Here is a 21,813-nt window from a genome sequence, read left to right as displayed (position 1 = left end):
ACGATGTGCGCGCGGCGGACGGCTCCCTCCTACGAAAAGGATCCGGACAACCACACAGCGCCAGGCCACCGACCCGCCACGCGAGCCCCGACCACCGCCTCGACCAGGCAGTTCGGGCCTGGGGGCGGCCGGGAACATCGGGAACCGCTCAGGCGTTCAACTGAACGGCACCACGCTCGTGCTGATCGAGGGTCAGTCCGTGCGCGAGGACTCGGCACCCTGCGGACGTACGCCTACGAGCCCGCGACCGGACGTGCCGACCTGCTGACTGTCCGCATCCCCCGGCGGCAGCCGGGCCTTCTTCGGCCCCTCGGACACGCTCGCCACCGATCCCGAGGGCGTCCGGCCCCGCAGCTGCCCCACTGGCGAGAACTGTGAGGTCCGACCCGACGCAGTGTTTCGTCGATGTTGACGGGTGCCTGAAACGGTTTGCCGAACATGCGTAGGGTGCAGAGAACTCATCAGAAGGAGTGCGTGCGGACCCTGGCACACGGGCAGCCGACCGACGAGCGAAGGAGGGAGCCGGAGCGATGGGCGACCACAAAGAGCAGCCCCCGCGGGTGGGCGCGGCCGTGCGGCGCCGCCGTCGCGCGCTGGACCTCACCCTTGCCGTCGTGGCGGAGCGCAGCGGCCTGTCGGTCCCCTTCCTGAGCCAGGTCGAGAACGACCGGGCGCGGCCCAGCAGAAGCTCCCTGGAGAAGGTCGCCGACGCCCTGCGCACCACCGCCGTCGAACTCCTCGCCGCCGCCGACCCGGCGTGCAGCGTCGACGTCGTCCGCGCCGAGGACACCGAGCCGGGGACCGAACCCCGGGCCCGGTCCCTGGTGCGCGGTCACCATCAGATGCACGCCTCGGAGTTCACCGGCGACCATGAGGCGGGCCGTGAGTTCCAGTACCGCAACGACCAGTTGATGTACGTCGCCGACGGCGCTGTGGAGATCGAGGCGGAGGGGCGCGCGTACCGCCTCGGCCGCGGCGACACGCTGTACCTGACCGGCGGGGTGCGCCACCGGTGGCGGGCGACCGTCCCGGACACACGCGTGGTCGTGGTCGCGGTGGCGGAGCACATCGAGGCGGTCCGCGGCCGGCGGAGGTAGACGGTGCGGGTCGTCTCGCTGGTGCCGTCCCTGACGGAGGCGGTGGCCGTGTCGGTCCCCGGCGCCCTGGTCGGTGCCACGGACTGGTGCACCCACCCGGCGGACCTCGACGTGGTCCGCGTCGGCGGTACGAAGAACCCGAAGGCCGAGCGCATTCTCGCGCTCGCTCCCGACCTGGTGGTCGCCAACGAGGAGGAGAACCGCGCCCCCGATCTGGCGGCGCTGCGTACGGCGGGCGTCGAGGTGCTGGTGACCGAGGTACGGGACGTGCCGCAGGCCTTCCGGGAACTGGACCGGGTGCTGCGGGCGTGCGGGGCGCGGGGGCGGCCGCGGTGGCTGGACGAGGCGGAGGCGGCGTGGGCGGCGCTGCCGTTACCGGAGAGCCGTAGGACCGCTGTCGTACCGGTCTGGCGCCGCCCCTGGATGGTCCTGGGCCGCGACACCTTCGCCGGCGACGTGCTGGCCCGCCTGGGCGTCGGCCACGTGTACGCGTCCCATGCGGAGCGCTACCCGCGCATCCCCCTGGAGGAGCTGCGCGCGGCGGAGCCGGACGTCGTCGTACTCCCGGACGAGCCCTACCGCTTCACCGCCGACGACGGCCCGGAGGCCTTCCCCGGCCTGCCCTGCGCGCTCGTCAGCGGACGGCACCTGACGTGGTACGGCCCCTCGCTGGCCGAGGCGCCCCGGGTACTGGGCGCGGCGCTGCGAGCAGCTCACCGCTGACCAGACCGCGGACGGTGTGCGCGGCGACGGTGACCCAGGCGCCGAGGAGCACGGCGTACAGCCCCACCGCGAGCCCGTCGAAGGCGACCAGCCCGGTGTGCCGGGCCAGCGCCTCGGCACCCGTGACACAGGTGCCGACCGGGAAGGTGAACGCCCACCAGGTCATCGCGAAGCCCATCCCGTGCCTCCTGGCCCGAAAGACGTGGGCGGTGGCGAAGCAGAGCCAGAGCAGCGCGAAGCCCATGACGGGGACGCCGTAGAGGACGGCGAGGGTGGCGAAGCCCTGCTCGTACGGGGCGGGCACGACACCCGGAGCGGCGTCCGCGACGTTCGCCACGGCGGTCGTGGACTGGCCGAGCGGGCCCAGCACCAGGAACAGGGTCGGGGTGAGGGCGAGGGGCAGCGGGCCGCCGGTGAGCAGCCGGGCGAAGACCAGCGGCAGCATGAGCAGCGTCGCGAGCAGGCTGAGCCCGAACAACGCGAAGCACGCCAGGAGCAGCGTCTCCCGAGGCTGCCCCGCCGGCAGATGCGGCACCAGGAGCGGCCCGAGGGCGGCGGACACCATGGGCGCGACGACCGGCAGCAGCCACACGGGCGTCGCCTGCCCCGGCTCGATCCGGTGGCGTACGGCCATGAGGTACGGCACGGCGATGGCTGCCGCCAGGCCGACGGTGGTGCCGGCGGTGAAGAGAATGGCGTCGAGGGCGACCGCCGGCCCGGTCCCGATCGAGTCCCGGCCGACGGTGACGGCACCGCCGCCGACGGCCGACAGCGCCATGGCCAGGCAGCCGTAGAACGGGGCCGCCGCCGGGTCGAGGAGGTGGGCGCGGGCCTGGTCGCGGTGGTGGGTCCAGTGCAGGGCCCGGGCGGTCAGCAGGGTCACCAGCAGGGCGAGGGACAGGGCCCAGACGGCCGTGCAGGCGGTGCGCAGGCCGGGGAGGTGGAGGGGCAGCCCCGCTCCCGCCGTGGCGACGATGGCGGTTCCCATGACCGAGGCGTACCAGTTGGGGCCGAGGTGGCGGACTGCCGGACAGCGGAGTTCCGGGGAGGGGACCGCCGGATAGGGGAGGGGCTGGGCTGCGGTGACCATGGACTCACCTTTTCGCCGGTCGAGGCCCGCGACCAGGGACTATGTCTCTATGGGGGCATAAGGTGGGCTTATGAGCGACGCGAGTGGGCAGGGCGGCACGCGGGCGCCGGGCGGTTCGATCGCGCACCGGGTCCCGGATCTCGGCGCGCTGGAGCTGCTGCTCGCCGTGGCGCGGCTGGGCAGCCTCGGCGGGGCGGCGCGGGAACTCGGCATCACCCAGCCCGCCGCCAGCAGCCGGATCCGCTCGATGGAACGCCAGCTGGGCGTGGCCCTGGTGGACCGCTCACCGCGCGGCTCCCGGCTCACGGACACCGGGGCGCTGGTGACGGACTGGGCGCGGCGCGTGGTCGAGGCGGCGGAGGCCTTCGACGCGGGGGCGCAGGCGCTGCGCGACCGCCGTGACTCCCGGCTGCGGGTGGCGGCGAGCATGACGATCGCCGAGTACCTGCTGCCGGGCTGGCTGCTCGCCCTGCGCGCCCAGCGCCCCGACACGGCGGTGTCGCTCCTGGCCGGGAACTCGGCGGCGGTGGCGGAACGGCTGCTCTCGGACGAGGCGGACCTGGGCTTCGTGGAGGGCCTGTCGGTGCCGACCGGCCTGGACTCCGCGGTCATCGCCCACGACCGGCTGATCGTGGTGACGGCTCCCCGCCACCCCTGGGCCCGCCGCCGGCGCCCTCTGGCGGCCGAGGAGCTGGCCGCGACGCCGCTGATCCTCCGGGAGGAGGGCTCGGGCACCCGGCAGGTCCTGGATGTGGCCCTGGGGGGCCTGGCCCGCCCCCTGATCGAACTGTCCTCGACCACGGCGGTGAAAGCGGCGGCGGTCAGCGGCGCCGGCCCGGCTGTGCTGAGCGAACTGGCGGTGGGGGAGGAACTGGCGATGCGCCGCCTGGTCAGCATCCCCGTGGAGGGCGTTTCACTGCGACGGGACCTGCGGGCGGTGTGGCCCACGGGACACCGGCCGGTGGGCCCGGCGAGGGAGTTGCTCTCGCTGACGCGGGGTTAGGTTTTCTCGGGCTCCGGTCGGTGAGAATCCAGCCCCTCCGGCGTTCGAGGAGCGGGGGCCGGGGCAGCGCCCCGGGATGGGACGGGTAGGGGCGGCGGGGGCGAAAACCGGCGGGGACGAAAACCCTTGGCGAACCGCAACCACCCGCCCCCACCATGGTCCGCATGCCCCCCACCGCCCCGCCCGCCGCAGGCGCCCGCACCCCCTGGGAAGCCCTCCCCGCGAGGGTCCACGACGCCGTCGCGCGCATCATCGGGGCGCCCGTACTCCACGCCGTCACCGAGCCCGGCGGATTCTCCCCGGGCGCGGCCGCCCGCCTCCGTACCGCCGACGGCCGCCGTGCCTTCGTCAAGGCGGTCAGCGCGGACACCAACCCCGACAGCCCGGCCCTGCACCGCACGGAGGCGCGCAACGCCGCCGCGCTCCCGCCCGCCGTCCCCGCCCCCCGCCTCCTCGGCACGTACGACGACGGCACCTGGGTCGCGCTGGTCTTCGAGGAGGTGGCGGGGCGCCAGCCCCACGTCCCGTGGCGGCCGGCCGAGTTGCGACGCGTGCTCGACGCGGTGGCGGACCTCAGCCGTACCCTCACCCCATCCCCCCTCGACGCCCCGCCCGCTGCCGAGAAACTCGGTGACGCCTTCGACGGCTGGCGGCGACTGTGCGACGGCGCGGCCGGCGACGTACGCGGGCGACTCGACGACTGGAGCGTCGCCCACCTGGCCGACCTGGCCGAACTCGCCGCCCCGTGGCCCGAGTCCGTCTCCGGCGACACCCTCGCCCACGCCGACCTGCGGGCGGACAACATGCTGCTGACCGCCGACGGAGGTGTCGTGTTCGTCGACTGGCCGCACGCCGTGCGGGCCGCGCCCTGGTTCGACCTGCTCGTGATGCTGCCGTGCGTGCGCGCGCAGGGCGGACCGGATCCGCAGGAGGTGTTCACCGCGCATCCGGTGGGCCGTGACGCGGACCCCGGCGCGGTCACCGCCGCCCTCGCCGGCCTCGCCGGCTACTTCCTCGAACACGCGCTGCGGCCCCCGCCGCCCGGCCTGCCCACCCTCCGCCCTTTTCAGCGGGCCCAGGGGGAGGCCGCCGTGGAATGGCTCAGGACGCGGCTGTGACCAGGGCCCGCATCACCCGCAGGTCCTCGCCCATCTCCGGGTGCCACTGCACGCCCAGTACCCACCCCGCCGTGGCAGGCAGCTCGATCGCCTCGACCGTGCCGTCCGCCGCGTGGGCCGACGGGGCCAGGCCGGTGCCGAGGCGGTCGACGGCCTGGTGGTGAAACGTCGGTACGGCCGTTTCCTCCGGTACGACACCGGCGTACAGCGTGCCCGGGACCGGCTTGACCGGGTGCCGGCCGAAGACGCCGACCACGTCCGCGTGCCCGTCGACGTGCTGGACGAGCGTGCCGCCGAGGGCGACGTTCAGCAGTTGCATGCCCCGGCAGATGCCCAGCAGCGGGACGTGCGCGGCGAGCGCCCCCTCGATCAGGGCGAGCTCCCAGGCGTCCCGGGCGCGGGCCGGCGGGCCGGTGCGGGGGTCGGGCTCGGCTCCGTAGCGGACCGGTTCGACGTCCGGGCCGCCCGCGATCACCAACCCGTCGAGGCGCGCCACGGTCGCCGCGGCGTGTTCCGGCGCGTCCGGCGGCAGCATCGCGGCAAGGCCGCCGGCCTGTTGCACGAGCCGCGGGTACCCGGCCGGCAGCAGCGCCGCCTCCAGCTCCCACGCGCCCCAGCGCGCCCCGGGCTCCAGATACGTACTGACGCCGATCAGCGGCCTGCGCGCCATGCGCCCTCCCACACCGTGCAATGGATTGACCTCATACCTTTGCCGAGACCGCCCGTGCGAGGCAAGGGGGAGCCCGACGTCCGCCGGCCGGCCCTCACGCGAGGAACCCCCGCAGCAGCGCCGCCGTCCCTGCGCAGTGCTCCCGCATCATCTCCCGCGCCCCGTCCGTGTCCCCGTCCAGCACCGCCTCGACCAGCGCGATGTGCTGGCGCTGCGAGTGCTCCAGGTTGCGCACGAGGAGCGGGATGCAGTCCAGCAGGTCGTTCACCGTCGCCCGGACGGCCGCGTACTGGGCGGTGAGTGACGGGGAGCCGCACAGCTCGGCCAGCGTGAGGTGGAGCAGCGTGTCCAGGCGGCGGTAGTCCGCGAGCGGCGCGTCGTGCGTGCGGGCCAGCGCCTCGCGCAGCCGGGCCGCCTGCTCGTCCGTCAGCCCGTGCGCCGCGCACAGCCCCGCCGCGCCCACCTCCAGCACCTCCCTGAAGCGCAGCACGTCCTCGATGTCGACCTCGGCGATCCGGCGCCGCAGCTCGTCCTCGCCGCCGGCGTCCGTGCGCGGCAGCACGAACGTTCCGCCGTACCGGCCCCTACGGGACTCCACCAGGCCCTGGTCCTGGAGCACCTTCAGCACTTCGCGCAGCGTCACCCGGCTTATCCCGAGCCGCTCCGCCAGCTCCCGCTCGGCCGGCAGTCGCTCGCCGCCGGGCACCAGGCCCAGCCGTACGACCTGGAGGATCTGCTCCAGCGCCTCCTCGAAGCCGTTGCCCGCCCGCACCGGCCGCAGCACCGGCGTGAGACCGTCGGCCGGCCCGCCCGATGGCTGCCTGCCCGGGCCCATGTCCTGCGACACCCGGCCGCACTCCCTTCCCAAGCAATGGTTCTCCGCAATACCTTATGGCTCCCGGCCCGAAGAAGGCGAAGGAGGCCCCCCCGTGGCAGACCGCACGCCGCCGCTGAGTGTCGAGGAGCTGCACGCCCTCGTCGTGAGCGGTGAGATCGACACTGTCGTCCTGGCCTTCCCCGACATGCAAGGGCGCCTCCAGGGCAAGCGGTTCGCCGCACGGTTCTTCCTCGACGAGGTGCTGGAGCACGGCACCGAGGGGTGCAACTACCTCCTCGCCGTCGACACCGAGATGAACACCGTCGACGGCTACGCCATGTCCTCCTGGGAACGTGGCTACGGCGACTTCGCCATGCACCCGGACCTGTCCACCCTCCGCCGCGTGCCCTGGAACGCCGGTACGGCCATGGTGATCGCCGACCTCGCCTGGGACGACCGGTCCCCCGTGGTCGCCGCGCCCCGGCAGATCCTGCGCCGCCAGCTGGAACGGCTCGCCGAGCACGGGTTCACCGCCCAGGTCGGCACCGAACTCGAGTTCATCGTCTTCAAGGACACCTATGAGCAGGCCTGGGACGCCAACTACCGGGGGCTGACCCCGGCCAACCAGTACAACATCGACTACTCGGTGCTCGGCACCGGCCGTATCGAGCCCCTGCTGCGCCGCATCCGCAACGAGATGGCCGGTGCCGGCCTCACCGTGGAGTCCGCCAAGGGTGAGTGCAATCCCGGCCAGCACGAGATCGCGTTCCGCTACGACGAGGCCCTGGTCACCTGCGACCAGCACGCCGTCTACAAGACCGGCGCCAAGGAGATCGCCGCTCAGGAGGGCGTCTCGCTGACCTTCATGGCGAAGTACAACGAGCGCGAGGGCAACTCGTGCCACATCCACCTCTCGCTCGCGGACGCGGACGGCGCGAACGCCATGGCGGGCTCCGCCGAGGAGCCGGGCGGCATGTCCGACGTCATGCGGTACTTCCTCGCCGGGCAGCTCGCCGCGCTCCGCGACTTCTCGCTGCTCTACGCCCCCAACATCAACTCCTACAAGCGCTTCCAGCCGGGCTCCTTCGCGCCGACCGCCGTCGCCTGGGGCCACGACAACCGCACCTGCGCGCTGCGCGTGGTCGGCCACGGCCGCTCGATGCGGTTCGAGAACCGGCTTCCCGGCGGTGACGTCAACCCGCATCTCGCCGTCGCCGGGCTGGTCGCGGCCGGGCTGTACGGCATCGAGCAGAAGCTGGAGCTGCCCGAGGCGTGTACGGGCAACGCCTACACCGCCGGGTTCGAGCACGTTCCCACCACACTGCGCGAGGCCGCCGAGCTCTGGGAGAACAGCCCGATCGCCAAGGCCGCCTTCGGCGACGAGGTCGTCGCGCACTACCGCAACATGGCCCGCGTCGAGCTGGAGGCCTTCGACGCCGCGGTCACCGACTGGGAGCTGCGCCGCTCCTTCGAACGCATGTGAGGCCCTTCGTGTCCTACGAGCAGTCCCACGAGCAGTCCCACGAGCACGAGCTTCGGGTACTGAATCCCGCCACCGAGGAGGTCGTCGCAACCGTCCCGGCCGCCACCGCGGCCGACGTGGACGCGGCCGTCGTACGCGCCGCCCGGGCACAGGCGCGATGGGCCGCCCTCGCGCCCGGCGACCGCGCCCGGCTGCTGCGCCGGTTCGCGGCCACCGTCGACGAACATGTCGAGGAACTGGCGCAGCTGGAGGTCCGGGAGGCCGGCCACACCGTCGGCAACGCCCGCTGGGAGGCGGGCAACGTCCGCGACCTGCTCGACTACGCCGCCGGAGGAGTGGAGCGGCTGACGGGACGGCAGATCCCGGTGGCCGGCGGCCTCGACGTGACGATCCTCGAACCGCTCGGCGTCGTCGGCGTCATCGCGCCCTGGAACTTCCCCATGCCCATCGCGGCCTGGGGCACGGCTCCGGCGCTCGCGGCGGGCAACGCGGTGATCCTCAAGCCCGCCGAGACGACGCCGCTGACAGCCCTGCGCCTCGCCGAACTCGCCCTGGCCGCCGGGCTGCCGGAGGGTCTCTTCCAGGTGCTGCCCGGGCGCGGCCCGGTCGCCGGTAACGCGCTCGTCGAGCACCCCGGCGTCGCGAAGATCGTGTTCACTGGGTCAACGGTCGTAGGCAAACAGGTGTTGGCGAAGGGCTCGGCCCTCCTCAAGCGCGTCACCCTCGAACTCGGCGGCAAGAGTCCGAACATCGTCTTCGCCGACGCCGGCCTCGAAGCCGCCGCGGCCGCCGCCCCCATGTCCTTCCTCGACAACTCCGGCCAGGACTGCTGCGCCCGCACCCGCATCCTCGTCCAGCGCAGCGCCTACGACCGCTTCCTCGACCTCCTCGCCCCCGCCGTCGAGTCCGTCCTCGTCGGCGACCCGGCCGACGAGAACACGCAGATGGGCCCGCTGATCTCCAAGGTGCAGCTGGAGCGGGTGCGTTCGTACGTCGACGCGGCCGCGCCCGGCATTCGCGGCAAAGCCCCCGAGGGCCCCGGCTTCTGGTTCCCGCCCACCGTCCTCACCGGCGTCGACCCGCACGCGCGCGTGGCCGTCGAGGAGGTCTTCGGCCCGGTCGCCGTCGTCCTGCCCTTCGAGGACGAGGCGGAGGCCGTGGCGCTGGCCAACGCCACCGACTACGGCCTGGCCGGCTCCATCTGGACCCGGGACGTCGGCCGCGCCCTGCGCGTCTCGGGTGCCGTCCGCGCCGGCAACCTGTCCGTCAACTCCCACTCCAGCGTCCGCTACTGGACCCCCTTCGGCGGCTTCAAGCAGTCCGGCATCGGCCGCGAGCTCGGCCCCGACGCCCTGACCGCCTTCACCGAAACCAAGAACGTCTTCATCAGCACGGAGGGCCCCGCACTGTGACTCAGGCTCAGGAGACTGTTACATCCTCTGGGGGTTCCCCCCAGACCCCAGGCTGCCGTCGGCTGGTCGGCCGTACCGCCGTCATCACCGGAGCCGGCAGCGGCATCGGCCTCGCCACCGCCCGCCGGCTCGCCTCCGAGGGCGCCCACGTCGTCTGCGGTGATGTCGACGACGCCCGCGGCAAGGCGGCCGCCGAGGAGGTCGGCGGGATCTTCGTGAAGGTCGACGTCACCGACCCCGAGCAGGTCGAGGCCTTGTTCAAGACGGCCTACGACACCTACGGCAGCGTCGACATCGCCTTCAACAACGCCGGTATCTCCCCGCCGGACGACGACTCCATCCTGGATACCGGGCTGGAGGCGTGGAAGCGCGTCCAGGAGGTCAACCTCACCTCCGTCTACCTGTGCTGCAAGGCCGCGATCCCGTACATGCGGCGCCAGGGCAAGGGCTCCATCATCAACACGGCGTCCTTCGTGGCCCGTATGGGCGCCGCCACCTCCCAGATCTCGTACACGGCCTCCAAGGGCGGCGTCCTGGCCATGTCCCGCGAACTGGGCGTGCAGTTCGCGCGGGAGGGCATCCGCGTCAACGCCCTCTGCCCCGGGCCGGTCAACACCCCGCTCCTCCAAGAGCTGTTCGCCAAGGACCCGGAGCGGGCCGCCCGCCGCCTCGTGCACATCCCGGTCGGCCGGTTCGCCGAGGCCGAGGAGATCGCCGCCGCCGTCGCCTTCCTGGCCAGCGACGACTCCTCCTTCGTGAACGCCAGCGACTTCCTGGTGGACGGCGGAATCTCGGGCGCGTACGTCACGCCCCTGTAGGGGGCGAAACGGTACGGTCCACGCGTATGCGACACCTTCTCGCGTGGACCCTGGCCGCGGCCGCCACCCTGGCGGCCGCACCCACCGCCCCCGGCGCGGCGACCTCCCACCCGCGCTGCCCCCGTCTCACCGCCCCCTGGTACGGCGACGCCCGCGACCGCCTCCAGCGGGTGATCGACGAACGCGGCGCCTGTGCCGGGCCCGAAGGCGGTACCGAAGGAAGCACCGAAGACGTCCCCGCCCGCCCGGTCGCCGCCTTCGACTGGGACAACACGATCACCAAGAACGACGTCACCGACGCCACCCTCTCCTGGGCCCTGCGTCACGACAGGATCCTGCGCCCGGCCCGCTGGACGGACACCAGCCAGTGGCTCACACCCGCCGCCGACCGGGCCCTGACCGAAGCCTGCGGCACCGGCGTCCCGGAGGGCGCAGCCCTGCCGACCGCCGCCCAGCCCCGCTGCACCGACGAGATCCTCGAGATCCGCGAGCACGGTACGACCATGACCGGCGCCCCGGCCTTCGCCGGCACCTGGAACCACCGCCGCACCGTCCCGCAGTACGCCTGGGTGCCCCAGCTCTTCGCCGGACACACCCCCGCCCAACTCTCCGCGTACGCCCGAGCCGCCCGCCGCGAGGCCCTCGCGGCCCCCGTCGGCGCGACCCGCACCCTCGGCACCCACACGGTCCCGGCCTACGTCCGCTACTACGACCAGCAGCGTGACCTCGTCCGCACGCTCCAACGGGCCGGATTCGACGTCTACATCGTCTCGGCGGGCTCCGAACCGATCACCGAGGTCTGGTCCCGGGGCATCGGCGTCGACCCCGCGCACACCCTCGCGATCCGCTCGGTCCTCGACCGCCACGGCCGTATGACCACCCGAAACGAGGGCTGCGGCGGCATCCCCGCCACCCGCGGCGAGGCCATCCCGTACATCGACGGCAAACGCTGCCGGCTCAACCAGGAGGTCTACGGCGTCCAGGGCGCCGCCGCCTGGCGCAGGCAGCCGTGGCCGCAGCGGCCGGCGATCGCGGGCGGCGACGCCGACACCGACGTCACCTTCGTCGGCGACGCGACCGGCGCGCACCTCGTCGTCAACCGCAACAAACCCGAGCTGATGTGCCGCGCGTACGACGACGCCGACGGCCGCTGGCTGGTCACCCCGATGTTCCTCGGCCCGCTCCCGCGCAGGCCGGACCCGTACCCGTGCTCGACGACCGCCTACACCGCACCCGACGGAAGCGGGCGGCCCCTCCTGCGGGACGACGGCTCGGTCGTCCCCGACCAGCGGGACACCGTGTACTGAGCCAACTGATCCGTGCGGGAAGCCGATCTACAGGAAGGTGTGGCCCTCGCCGCGGTATGTCGGCGCGGTCGCCGTCACCGCGTCCCCCTCGATCAGATGCAGCACGTCGAACCGCTCGCACAGCTCACCGGCCTTCGCGTGCCGGAACCACACCTTGTCGCCGACCAGCAGGTCGTCGGCGGGGGAGCCGAGCAGCGGGGTCTGCACCTCGCCGGGCCCCTCCTGGGGGTCGTAGCGCAGCCCCTCCGGCAGATACGGCACCGGCAGCCGGTCCGGCCCCGCGGCGCCCGAGGCGGGGTAGCCGCCGCCCAGGACGGTCACGACCCCGACCCCCGGCCGCCGCACCACCGGCTGGGCGAAGAGGGCGGCCGGACGCCCCCTGAAGGACGTGTAGTTGTCGAACAGCCGCGGTACGTACAGCCCGGAGCCGGCCGCGATCTCGGTGACCGCGTCCTCGGCCGCCGTGTGCTGCACGCTGCCGGTGCCACCGCCGTTGACGTACTCCAGGCCGGGTACGACGGCCCGGACCGCGCGCACGACCTCGGCGCGCCGCTCGGCCAGCTCCCGGCGGGCGGCCGCCTGCATCAGCCGTACGGCACGGGAGCGCAGCGGCCGACCGGCGACCGCGTCCCCGACACCGGCGACGTGACCCTCGTACGCCATGATCCCGACGACCTTGAACCCCGGCCGCCGGGTCACCGCGCGGGCCATGTCGGCGACCTGCGCGGGGGAGTGCAGCGGGGAACGGCGGGCCCCGACCCGCACCCGGCCGCCGAACAGCTTCAGGGCGGTGTCCAACTCCAGGCAGACGCGCACGACTTCGCTCCCGCCGGAGCGCGCGGCGTCGATCAGGTCGAGCTGGGCGGGGTCGTCGACCATCACGGTCACGGCGGAGGCCAGCTTGGGATCGCCGGTCAGTTCGGCGAATGCGGTGCGATCGGCGGAGGGGTAGGCGAGCAGGATGTCGTCGAATCCGGAGCGCGCCAGCCACAGGGACTCGGCGAGGGTGAAGGACATGATGCCCGCGAAGCCGTCCTTCGCGAGGACGCGTTCGAGCAGGGCCTGGCAGCGAACGGACTTGCTGGCGACCCGAATCGGCTTGCCGCCGGCCCGGCGGACGAGGTCGTCCGCGTTGGCGTCGAAGGCGTCCAGGTCCACGATCGCGAGGGGGGCGTCGAGATGGGCGGTGGCCCGGTCGTAACGGGCCCGGTCGGCGGCGCGCGCAGTCATGAACGAAGCCTGCCAGACAGGATTACCGCAGGGTAGGGGGACGTTCCGGGCAGATGCCCCGGCGTCGTGGACTGGTTCCCGTTCGCCCCTGAACAAGCCGTAGAGTGACGCGCACGCACAGAGGATCGACTCCGGTCGCAGGTCCGCGCCGGGATGGCGGTCCCTCCGTGCGGGTATGCGTGCCCGAGGCGAACGAATCCGTACCGGGCAGACCGGGGCGCGAGCACGAAAGCGGCCCGCGCACGAGAACGACGGCCCGGGTACGAGGAAACGGGGGGTGCATGAGCACGGAAGCGCGCCGCGCTCCCATCCCCCCACGCCCCACGACGCCCCCCTCCGGCGATCCGGTGAACGAGGGCACACCGCCCGAGCCCGACACGACCCCGGGCAACGCCTCGTCAGCCGGCGCATCGGAGGGTCCCGGGGCGCGGTCGGGGGCTTTGCCGGGCAGTGCGTCAGAGGGTCCTGGGAGGGGGTCGGGGGCGTCGTCGGGCGATGCGTCCGAGGGCTTCGGCGCTTCGTCGGGCGCTATGCGTGGCCCGTCGGCTTCCGCGCGGTCGGACTCCGGGGCGCCGGGCACACACGGTGGCGACGCGACCGGGGCGGGTCCTTCCGTGTCCGGTTCCTCGCAGACCGGGGTGCGCTTCCCGAGCTTTCGGTCCGCCCCCTCACGACTCGGTGACCCCACGACTTCGCCTCCACCGGCAGCATCGGCCCGTTTCCCGGACACCCCGCCGGCCGGCTCGGCCCGTTTCCCGGACGCCCCGTCCGCCACGGGCCGTGAGGCGCGGCGTGACGGCACGGCTGAGGGTGCGGGTCCTGCGGCTCGGCGCGGGAGCGCGTCCGTGAGCGCGGGCCGTGAGGCAGGGCGCGACGGTACGGGCCCGGGCGCCGGCCGTGAGGCTTGGCACGAGGCCACGACGCAGGGTGCCGGCCGTGAGCCGCAGCGCGACGGCACCGGTGCCGTCGCGTCGGGCGGTGTGCCGCCGCGGCCCGGCCACCGGCCCATGGCGCAGCCGAGGCGCACCGGCGCACCGTTTGAGGCGCCGTCGGAGACGACTGCCCGCCTCCGCCCGATTCCCCCGGCCCCCCAGCCCGAGCCGGACACCAACCGGGGTTCCACACCCACAGCACTGCCGAGCCGTCCCGGCACCACCGCCGTCCCGCCGCGTCCGGAGGCTCGCCCTGGCACCTCCACGCCCGCGGAGCCCTTCCGGCGCCCTGATTCCGTGGCTGTGCCGCCACGTCCGGACGCTCGGCCCGGTGGCTCGTCGGCCGATGCCTCCAACCGGCCTGCTTCCGGGGTCGTCCCGCCGCGTCCGGACGGTCGGCCCGGCGCCTCCTCTGCCGGCGGCTTCAGCGGCCCTGGTTCCAGGGCCGTCCCGCCCCGCCCGGACACCCGCCCCGGCCCCACGTTCGCCGACGCCTTCAGCCGCCCCGGTTCCGGAGCCGTACCCCCTGGCGTGTCACCGCCGCAGTCCGGTCCCCTGTCGTCCCGGCCCGGTGCCGTCCCCCAGGGTGGATCCGAGCGGGACCGGGCCGGTGCCGCCGGAGCCGTGCGCGACGTGCGGACGCCCCCCGCTCCCGCCGGTTCCGCCGTGCCGTCGCCTAGCGCGCCGCCCCGCGCCGCAGGTGCCCCCGTTGCTCCCGCCCCCCTGGTACCGGACCCGGCGTTCTCCTGGAGTGCCATGACGCCGGGTGGAACGCTCGGTGCGGATCGGCCCGTCGTGACGTTCGGGGAGCCGGAAGGGTACGACGAGCGGGTGCGGCCACGGCCGATCGGTGCGCGGCCGCGGCTCCGTACCGCCGCCGTCGGCGTCTGTCTGGTGCTCGGGCTCGGGCTCATCGGTGGTGCCGTGACGGGCAGTTGGCTGACCGGCGGTTCCGGGGACGACAAGGCTCGGGACACCTTCACGGCGGCCGCCGACCTGTGGCACAGCATCCCCGTCGACCAACTGTTCCCGCCCACCGTGCTGGGGACGGGAGCCGGTCCGGGCGGCGCCGACCGGACCTGGACGCGGATCGCCGTCGCCCCGGACAGCGGCTGCCAGAACGCCTTCGACCCGCTCCTGCGCAAGGCACTCGCCCCCGCCGGCTGCCAGCGCCTGCTGCGCGCCACCTACACGGACGCGACCCGGAGCTACGTCACCACCGTCGGCCTGCTCTTCACCAAGGCCGACGCGGCCGCCATGAGCGCCCTGGACACCCGGTTCCAGAAGGAGGGCCTCGACCGCCGCACCGACCTCATGCCCCGCCCGTACGCCGCGAAGGACACCATGGCCGCCGCCTTCGGCGACAAACAGCGCGCCTCGTGGACCATCTCCGTACTCACGGACGCCCCCGTCGTCGTCTTCGCCGTCTCCGGCTGGGCCGACGGCCGCACCGTCGACGCGCCCCAGCCCGCGGCGGACGCCATGCAGTCCGGCGCCACCACGGCCCCCGCACAGGCTGGTCTCGGCAACGAGGCCCAGGGTCTCGCCGACCGCATCGAACGCGCCTTCCGCGAGACCGCCGGCGCGGCCACGAAGGCGTCCTCATGAGCAGCCGTACGACACATCGCGCCGGGCTCGTGAGCTGCCTCCTCGCCGCCTCCCTCGCCCTCGTGCCGGCCACCCCCGCGCACGCCGACGGCATCCGCGCCCAGCAGTGGGCCCTGGACGCCATGCACACCCAGCAGGCCTGGCAGACCACGAAGGGCAGGGGCATCACCGTCGCCGTCCTCGACACCGGCGTCGAGGACGACCACCCCGACCTCACCGGCAACGTCCTGACCGGCAAGGACCTGGTCGGCTTCGGGGCCGGGCCCGGCGACCCCACCTGGGCCCGGCACGGCACCGCGATGGCCGGGATCATCGCCGGCCACGGACACGGCGCCGGCGACGCCGACGGCGTCATGGGCATCGCCCCCGAGGCCAAGATCCTCCCCGTCCGCGTCATCCTCGAGGACGGCGACCCCTCCCGGGCCAAGGCCCGCAGCACCCGGGGCAACGCCCTCGCCGAGGGCATCCGCTGGGCCGCCGACCACGGCGCCGACGTCATCAACCTCTCCCTCGGCGACGACTCCGCCTCCGCGCACCCGGAGCCCAGCGAGGACGAGGCCGTCCAGTACGCCCTCAAGAAGGGCGCCGTCGTCGTCGCCTCGGCCGGCAACGGCGGCGAGAAGGGCGACCACATCTCCTACCCGGCCGCCTACCCGGGCGTCATCGCCGCGACCGCCGTCGACCGCTACGGCACCCGCGCGTCCTTCTCCACCCGCCGCTGGTATGCCACCGTCAGCGCCCCCGGCGTCGACGTCGTCATCGCCGACCCGGACCACAAGTACTACCAGGGCTGGGGCACGAGCGCCGCCTCCGCCTTCGTCTCCGGCGCGGTGGCCCTCATCAAGGCGGCCCACCCGGGCCTGACCCCGGCCCAGATCAAGAAACTCCTCGAGGACACCGCCCGCGACGCCCCCAGCAGCGGCCGCGACGACTCCCGCGGCTTCGGTTTCATCGATCCGGCCGCCGCCCTCAAGGCCGCCGCCCGCCTCGATCCGGAGGGCCTGCGGGCCGCGTCGTACGGCGAGAAGTACTTCGGCCCGGGACCGGACACCGCCGGGGCGGACGACGACGCGTCGAGCTGGGCGGGCCCGCTGGCGGGCAGTACCGGGGGAGTGCTGCTGGTCGTCGCGGTCGTGATGTGGCGGGGCCGCCGCGAGTCGCGGCACCACGACGGCTTCTGAGCGGCCTTGTCGAAGTCCGGTGCGGTAGCGGGCCCCGTGAGGGGCGCGGGGCTGTGTCGATGTGCGGCTCCGCCGCGTGGGCGCGACCAGCCGCCACCGGCCCGCGGGTTCGTCACCGCGCTTCCAGCGGAGCGCTCAGGCGCCGGACCGCCCGGCCGGACGGGTCCTAGTCGGAGGCAGAGGCAGAGGCAGACGCCGAGGCCGACGTACCGTCGCCGCCCGTGAACGCCGAGAGCGCCGCCCGCGCCGCCGCCTCGACCAGCGAGATGCCCTTCGCCTGTGTCACGTTGCCGTTGGACAGGACGGTCACCAGGTAGTCGTGGCCGTCGACCGTCACACGCCCGATGCTGTTGACGTCCCACAGCCCGGTCGTGCTGCGCGCCAACCAGCCGTTCTTCAGCGCCCACTCGGAGCCGTCGGCCGCGGCCGACACACCCCAGTGCTGGTCGGCCTCTATCTGCTTCATCAGCCCCTGGATGTACGTCTGCGAGGCCTCGCTCAGCTCCGAGTCGTCGCCGAAGACCTGCTGGAGCAGCGTGAGCTGGTCGGCGGCCGTGGTCTGGGTCAGCCCCCACAGCATGTCGTCGCCGCCCGCGGTGTCCGTCAGCCCGAAACGCTCGTTCGCGGCGTCGAGCCCGGCCGCCTTGCCGATGATCCGCCACAGCGCCGACGCGGAGGTGTTGTCGCTGTTCTCGATCATCGCTGTGGCGTACGTCTTCTCCGCGGTGGTGAGATGCCGGCCCGCGTCCTGCGCCTGGAGCAGCAGTGTCGCCAGGATGTCGACCTTGACGATGCTTGCCGTGTCGAAGGCGGCGCCGCCGTACGTGGCGCTCTCCCCGGACTCCAGGTCCAGCACCGCCGCCGACACCTTCGCGCCGTCCGGCACGGTCACCGACGCCAGCGCGTCGGCCAGCAACTGTTCGCGGTCCACCGCCGGCTCCGCCACGGGTTCCACCGATGCCTCCCCGTCCGCCGAGGGCGAGGACGTGGCCGACGGCGATGCCGACGACGATACGGCGCTCGTCCCCGAGTGCGCCTTCGCCTTGACGTACACGGTGCCCGCGGCCGTACCGCCGACGATGGCGACCGAGACGAGTGCGGTGTAAAGAAGGGGGCGGCGCCGTGACGGACGAGCGCGGCGGCGTTGGCGGGCTCTGGAGGACTCCATGCCCGCGATGCTCGGGGCGGCGACTGTGCGGGCCGTTAGACGAAAGTAAGAGCTTCGTCAGGGAAATATGAGAAATCCGTGAATCTTGTGTCCGTCTGGTTTCCGGGGCCGCACAAGCGCAACAGCATCCCCCCTATAGGGTCGGTGACCGTGGCGAACAAGAACATTCCCGACCCTGGCTTCTCCGACGACGACGGCTCCGCCGACCCCCGGCTGAGCGCCGCGCTGGCCGCCTGGGCCGAGGACCGCACCGCCGTGGCGCCCGTCCTGGAGGCGCTCAAGGGTGCCCGGCTGCTCGTCCCCGTCGTCGCCGTGCTCGGCGAGGTGGAGGAGGACGAGAACGGGCTGCGCCGCGAGAAGACCAGCGACATGGCCGTACCGACCCTGAAGGCGGGCCACCGCACCGCCCTCCCGGCCTTCACGTCCACCGACTCGCTGGCCCGCTGGGATCCCCAGGCCCGCCCCGTGGCCGTACCCCTGCACCAGGCCCTCCAGGCCGCGGCGCACGAGAAGGCGGACACGGTCGTGCTGGACCTGGCCGGTCCGGTGCCGTACGAGCTGACGGGACCGGCGCTGCTGGCGCTCGCCGAGGGCCGTACGACGACCGACCCGATCGCCGACCCGGCCGTCGTCGAGGCGGTACGCGCCGTGGTGGCCGCCGAGCCCGCCGTACTGCGCGCCCACCTCGGGCCCGGGCCGGCCGACGGCACCCTCGCCCTCGTACTGGACCCGGCCGCGCCCCCGGCCGAGGCCGCCCGGGCGGTCGCCCGGCGGCTGGCCGCCGACGAGACACTGAGGGCCCGCCTGGTGCGCGGCCTCGACCTGGCACTGCTGCCGGCCGGGACGACGCCACCGGGCGAGCCCCTGTACGTACGTGGATGAAGTTGCCGTATCCCGGCTGTCGGCCGAAGCAGCCGAACTAGCCGTAGATCGGTCCGGTGTACTTCTCGCCGGGGCCCTGCCCCGGCTCGTCCGGGACGATCGACGCCTCGCGGAACGCCAGCTGCAGCGACTTCAGGCCGTCGCGCAGCGGCGCCGCGTGGAACGAGCTGATCTCGGTCGCGCTCGCGTCCAGCAGACCGCCGAGGGCGTGCACCAGCTTGCGGGCCTCGTCCAGGTCCTTGTACTTGTCGCCCTCCTCGGTCAGACCGAGCTTCACGGCGGCGGCGCTCATCAGGTTGACGGCGACCGTCACGATCACCTCGACCGCGGGGACCTCGGCGATGTCGCGGGTCATGGCGTCGAAGTCGGTCGTGCCGGGGGTCTCGGGGGTGTCCGAGGGGGAGGTCTCACTCATGCCCCACACGATAGGTGCCGGGCGGGACGCGGCCCTACTTGGCCTCAATTAGCCGTTCCTGGCCGTTGCTGCTAACCTTGTGTAACGACCGGTCGGACACGCATGCCTATGGCAGACGGGCCCGACCTACAAGTGGAGGCTTCGAACTCCCACCTGACCGTCCTCCGGGGCGGCGGGTCACCGGTCAGGCGGCGCCATCCATTGTGACGGCGGTCCGCCCGATAGTGCGCCCCGCGTTCACCGCGGCGGTGTTCCGGTAGTTCGAGGAGCCCCGCCTGTGATCGTCCGGGGCATTTTTTGTGCTTCGGCGCGGTTAGGTCTAACGAACAGAGACGTTACGCGGCTGTCCGCCAGACCGCCGTGTGGTGCTACCGAGGAGGATCCATCAGCGCCGAGCCCCGCATCAACGACCGGATTCGCGTTCCCGAGGTGCGACTTGTCGGTCCCAGTGGCGAGCAGGTGGGCATTGTCCCGCTGGCCAAGGCACTGGAGCTTGCGCAGGAGTACGACCTGGACCTGGTCGAGGTCGCGGCGAACGCCCGTCCGCCCGTGTGCAAGCTCATGGACTACGGGAAGTTCAAGTACGAGTCGGCCATGAAGGCCCGTGAGGCGCGCAAGAACCAGGCGCACACGGTCATCAAGGAGATGAAGCTCCGGCCGAAGATCGACCCGCACGACTATGACACCAAGAAGGGTCACGTCGTCCGGTTCCTCAAGCAGGGCGACAAGGTCAAGATCACGATCATGTTCCGTGGTCGCGAGCAGTCCCGCCCCGAGCTGGGCTACCGACTGCTGCAGCGTCTCGCGGAGGATGTCCAGGACCTCGGGTTCGTCGAGTCGAACCCGAAGCAGGACGGCCGCAACATGATCATGGTCCTCGGTCCGCACAAGAAGAAGACCGAGGCGATGGCCGAGGCCCGGCAGGCGCAGGAAGCCCGCAAGGCGGAAGCGAAGGCCAACCCCGGTCGCTCGCAGAACCCTGCTGACACCGACGCCGAGCTCGAGACCGATGTCGAGGCCGACGTCGAGACCGAGGCGCCCGCCGAGGAGCACGCCGAGGCGTGATCCCCGGGACGTGAGTCCCAGGATGTAACCGAAACAAGCGACGCTCCACCGTGCCCGGTTTAACGACCGGGCACCGGAGCGCCACCGACGAGGAGAGAACGGCGCTATGCCGAAGAACAAGTCGCACAGCGGTGCCAGCAAGCGCTTCAAGATCACCGGCTCCGGCAAGGTGCTCCGTGAGCGCGCCGGCAAGCGCCACCTGCTCGAGCACAAGTCGTCCCGTGTGACGCGTCGCCTCACCGGCAACGCCGAGATGGCCCCGGGCGACGCCGCGAAGATCAAGAAGCTTCTCGGCAAGTGACGTACGGGCGCCACTGAGCGTCGTACGTCTGGACCGGGACCCAATCGATTCCGGGCCGTGTGAGTCCAACCACGGCCCCGCTACAAGGAGTTAAAAAGTGGCACGCGTCAAGCGGGCAGTCAACGCCCACAAGAAGCGCCGGGCGATCCTCGAGGCGGCCTCCGGCTACCGCGGTCAGCGCTCGCGCCTGTACCGCAAGGCCAAGGAGCAGGTCACCCACTCGCTGGTCTACAACTACAACGACCGCAAGAAGCGCAAGGGTGACTTCCGCCAGCTGTGGATCCAGCGCATCAACGCCGCTGCCCGCGCCAACGGCATCACGTACAACCGCTTCATCCAGGGTCTGAAGGCCGCGAACGTCGAGGTCGACCGCAAGATCCTGGCCGAGCTGGCCGTCAACGACGCCGGTGCGTTCGCCGCGCTCGTCGAGGTCGCCCAGAAGGCGCTGCCGGCGGACGTGAACGCGCCGAAGGCTGCGTGACGCTGCGCTGGCTTGAGCCGGACGTGACGTGATCGGACCCGCAGGCTGAAGAAGCCTGCGGGTCCGACTCTGTCTGTGCGGCTGCTGTAGCGGAGCGAACAAGAACCCCTGAACTTCCGAAGGTGAACCCCATGCCTCCCGCCGCCCCCGAGCTGATCTCCCCCCGCTCACCCCGCGTCTCCGCCGCGCGGCGGCTCGCCAAGCGGAACTTCCGGGGGAAGGAGCGGCTGTTCCTCGCGGAGGGGCCGCAGGCAGTGCGGGAGGCCGCGGGGCACGAGGCCGGTGGCCTGCCCACGCTCGTCGAGGTGTTCGCCACCGTCGAGGCCGCGGAGCGGTACGCCGACATCGTCGGCCAGGCCCGTACCGGCGGCGCCCGGATCCACCTCGCCGACGAGCAGGTCATCGAGGACATCTCGACGACCGTCACCCCGCAGGGACTCGTCGGGATCTGCCGGTTCCTCGACACCCCCTTCGAGGAGATCCTCGGCGCCCGCCCCCGGCTCGTCGCCGTCCTCGCCAACGTCCGTGACCCCGGCAACGCCGGGACAGTGCTTCGCTGCGCCGATGCCGCCGGCGCCGAGGCGGTCGTCCTGACCGATGCCTCCGTCGACCTGTACAACCCCAAGGCCGTGCGTGCCTCCGTCGGCTCCCTGTTCCACCTCCCGGTCGCCGTCGGCGTACCCGTGGAGCAGGCCGTGGCGGGACTCAAGGACGCCGGCGTCCGTATCCTCGCCGCCGACGGCGCCGGTACCGACGACCTGGACGACGAGCTCGACAAGGGCACCATGGGCGGGCCCACCGCGTGGGTGTTCGGGAACGAGGCGTGGGGGCTCCCGGAGGAGACCCGCACGCTCGCGGACGCCGTGGTGCGCGTCCCGATCCACGGAAAGGCCGAGAGCCTGAACCTCGCCACCGCGGCCGCCGTATGTCTCTATGCGTCGGCCCGTGCACAGCGCGCCTCCGGAGGGTGCCGCTCCGTCACCGAGAGCTAGTAGGGTGACCAGCTCGGGGA

Annotated in this window: 21 protein-coding genes; 15 read left to right on the top strand and 6 right to left on the bottom strand. The window is 73.0% G+C overall.

Annotated features, from left to right (window positions below; translation table 11 throughout):
* The first annotated feature begins 530 nt into the window (after positions 1-530).
* Positions 531-1,097: a helix-turn-helix domain-containing protein gene (locus ABT114_RS19270; protein ID WP_351144000.1), complete on the top strand. Its 567-nt coding sequence runs from the start codon at positions 531-533 to the stop codon at positions 1,095-1,097.
* 3 nt (positions 1,098-1,100) lie between these two features.
* The gene (locus ABT114_RS19265; RefSeq protein WP_351143999.1) at positions 1,101-1,820 is read left to right on the top strand and encodes a helical backbone metal receptor; all 720 of its coding nucleotides are present in this window, start codon (positions 1,101-1,103) and stop codon (positions 1,818-1,820) included.
* Here the strand turns inward: ABT114_RS19265 and ABT114_RS19260 are convergent.
* Positions 1,732-2,910: a TDT family transporter gene (locus ABT114_RS19260; RefSeq protein WP_351143998.1), complete on the bottom strand. Its 1,179-nt coding sequence runs from the start codon at positions 2,908-2,910 to the stop codon at positions 1,732-1,734. The genes ABT114_RS19265 and ABT114_RS19260 overlap by 89 nt on opposite strands.
* Positions 2,911-2,980: 70 nt before the next feature.
* Between ABT114_RS19260 and ABT114_RS19255 the strand changes: the two genes are divergently transcribed.
* Both ABT114_RS19255 and ABT114_RS19250 read left to right on the top strand, forming a co-directional pair.
* Complete coding sequence (locus tag ABT114_RS19255; protein WP_351143997.1) at positions 2,981-3,913, top strand: LysR family transcriptional regulator; 933 nt, start codon at positions 2,981-2,983, stop codon at positions 3,911-3,913.
* 164 nt (positions 3,914-4,077) lie between these two features.
* Positions 4,078-5,031, top strand: coding sequence for a phosphotransferase (locus ABT114_RS19250; protein WP_351143996.1), 954 nt, complete (start codon positions 4,078-4,080; stop codon positions 5,029-5,031).
* Here the strand turns inward: ABT114_RS19250 and ABT114_RS19245 are convergent.
* Both ABT114_RS19245 and ABT114_RS19240 read right to left on the bottom strand, forming a co-directional pair.
* Complete coding sequence (locus ABT114_RS19245) at positions 5,015-5,701, bottom strand: gamma-glutamyl-gamma-aminobutyrate hydrolase family protein (protein ID WP_351143995.1); 687 nt, start codon at positions 5,699-5,701, stop codon at positions 5,015-5,017. The genes ABT114_RS19250 and ABT114_RS19245 overlap by 17 nt on opposite strands.
* Positions 5,702-5,795: 94 nt before the next feature.
* Entirely contained in the window at positions 5,796-6,536 is a 741-nt protein-coding gene (locus tag ABT114_RS19240) for a FadR/GntR family transcriptional regulator (protein ID WP_351144222.1), read from the bottom strand.
* Between the two features lie 94 nt (positions 6,537-6,630).
* On the opposite strand from ABT114_RS19240, the gene ABT114_RS19235 reads away from it, so the two are divergent.
* From ABT114_RS19235 to ABT114_RS19220, 4 genes are read left to right on the top strand one after another with little or no spacing between them, the layout of a single operon-like run.
* The gene (locus tag ABT114_RS19235) at positions 6,631-8,001 is read left to right on the top strand and encodes a glutamine synthetase family protein (protein ID WP_351143994.1); all 1,371 of its coding nucleotides are present in this window, start codon (positions 6,631-6,633) and stop codon (positions 7,999-8,001) included.
* Between the two features lie 8 nt (positions 8,002-8,009).
* A complete protein-coding gene (locus tag ABT114_RS19230; protein ID WP_351143993.1) occupies positions 8,010-9,413 on the top strand; it encodes an aldehyde dehydrogenase family protein in 1,404 nt (467 codons plus the stop codon).
* A complete protein-coding gene (locus ABT114_RS19225) occupies positions 9,410-10,231 on the top strand; it encodes a 3-oxoacyl-ACP reductase (protein WP_351143992.1) in 822 nt (273 codons plus the stop codon). The genes ABT114_RS19230 and ABT114_RS19225 overlap by 4 nt, the downstream gene beginning before the upstream one ends.
* Before the next feature lie 26 nt (positions 10,232-10,257).
* Positions 10,258-11,538: a haloacid dehalogenase-like hydrolase gene (locus ABT114_RS19220; protein ID WP_351143991.1), complete on the top strand. Its 1,281-nt coding sequence runs from the start codon at positions 10,258-10,260 to the stop codon at positions 11,536-11,538.
* Positions 11,539-11,565: 27 nt separating this feature from the next.
* Here the strand turns inward: ABT114_RS19220 and ABT114_RS19215 are convergent, their stop codons facing one another.
* The gene (locus ABT114_RS19215; protein ID WP_351143990.1) at positions 11,566-12,768 is read right to left on the bottom strand and encodes an amino acid deaminase/aldolase; all 1,203 of its coding nucleotides are present in this window, start codon (positions 12,766-12,768) and stop codon (positions 11,566-11,568) included.
* A gap of 1,727 nt (positions 12,769-14,495) precedes the next feature.
* Here ABT114_RS19215 and ABT114_RS19210 point away from each other — a divergent pair.
* Both ABT114_RS19210 and mycP read left to right on the top strand, forming a co-directional pair.
* Entirely contained in the window at positions 14,496-15,308 is an 813-nt protein-coding gene (locus tag ABT114_RS19210; protein ID WP_351143989.1) for a hypothetical protein, read from the top strand.
* Positions 15,305-16,489 (top strand): type VII secretion-associated serine protease mycosin, encoded by a 1,185-nt coding sequence (mycP, locus tag ABT114_RS19205; protein WP_351143988.1) that lies wholly within the window; start codon positions 15,305-15,307, stop codon positions 16,487-16,489. The genes ABT114_RS19210 and mycP overlap by 4 nt, the downstream gene beginning before the upstream one ends.
* A 166-nt stretch (positions 16,490-16,655) precedes the next feature.
* Here the strand turns inward: mycP and ABT114_RS19200 are convergent, their stop codons facing one another.
* Positions 16,656-17,657, bottom strand: coding sequence for a serine hydrolase (locus ABT114_RS19200; RefSeq protein ID WP_351143987.1), 1,002 nt, complete (start codon positions 17,655-17,657; stop codon positions 16,656-16,658).
* A gap of 150 nt (positions 17,658-17,807) precedes the next feature.
* On the opposite strand from ABT114_RS19200, the gene ABT114_RS19195 reads away from it, so the two are divergent.
* Positions 17,808-18,539 (top strand): SseB family protein, encoded by a 732-nt coding sequence (locus tag ABT114_RS19195; RefSeq protein WP_351143986.1) that lies wholly within the window; start codon positions 17,808-17,810, stop codon positions 18,537-18,539.
* A gap of 37 nt (positions 18,540-18,576) precedes the next feature.
* Here the strand turns inward: ABT114_RS19195 and ABT114_RS19190 are convergent, their stop codons facing one another.
* Positions 18,577-18,954, bottom strand: a complete 378-nt coding sequence (locus tag ABT114_RS19190) for a DUF1844 domain-containing protein (protein WP_351143985.1) — start codon at positions 18,952-18,954, stop codon at positions 18,577-18,579.
* Positions 18,955-19,314: 360 nt separating this feature from the next.
* Between ABT114_RS19190 and infC the strand changes: the two genes are divergently transcribed.
* From infC to ABT114_RS19170, 4 genes are all read left to right on the top strand, one after another.
* Positions 19,315-20,019: a translation initiation factor IF-3 gene (infC, locus tag ABT114_RS19185; protein WP_351143984.1), complete on the top strand. Its 705-nt coding sequence runs from the start codon at positions 19,315-19,317 to the stop codon at positions 20,017-20,019.
* A 106-nt stretch (positions 20,020-20,125) separates the two neighbouring features.
* On the top strand, positions 20,126-20,320 hold the full coding sequence (rpmI, locus tag ABT114_RS19180; RefSeq protein WP_003977225.1) for a 50S ribosomal protein L35: 195 nt from the start codon (positions 20,126-20,128) through the stop codon (positions 20,318-20,320).
* A gap of 97 nt (positions 20,321-20,417) precedes the next feature.
* Positions 20,418-20,801, top strand: coding sequence for a 50S ribosomal protein L20 (rplT, locus tag ABT114_RS19175; protein ID WP_018549117.1), 384 nt, complete (start codon positions 20,418-20,420; stop codon positions 20,799-20,801).
* 131 nt (positions 20,802-20,932) lie between these two features.
* The gene (locus tag ABT114_RS19170; protein ID WP_351143983.1) at positions 20,933-21,793 is read left to right on the top strand and encodes a TrmH family RNA methyltransferase; all 861 of its coding nucleotides are present in this window, start codon (positions 20,933-20,935) and stop codon (positions 21,791-21,793) included.
* Positions 21,794-21,813 lie beyond the last annotated feature (20 nt).

This window comes from Streptomyces sp. NPDC002088 (assembly GCF_040296605.1).
GTDB lineage: Bacteria > Actinomycetota > Actinomycetes > Streptomycetales > Streptomycetaceae > Streptomyces.
Note: the sequence above shows the minus strand (reverse complement) of the source record. Positions and strands in the feature narration are given on the sequence as shown.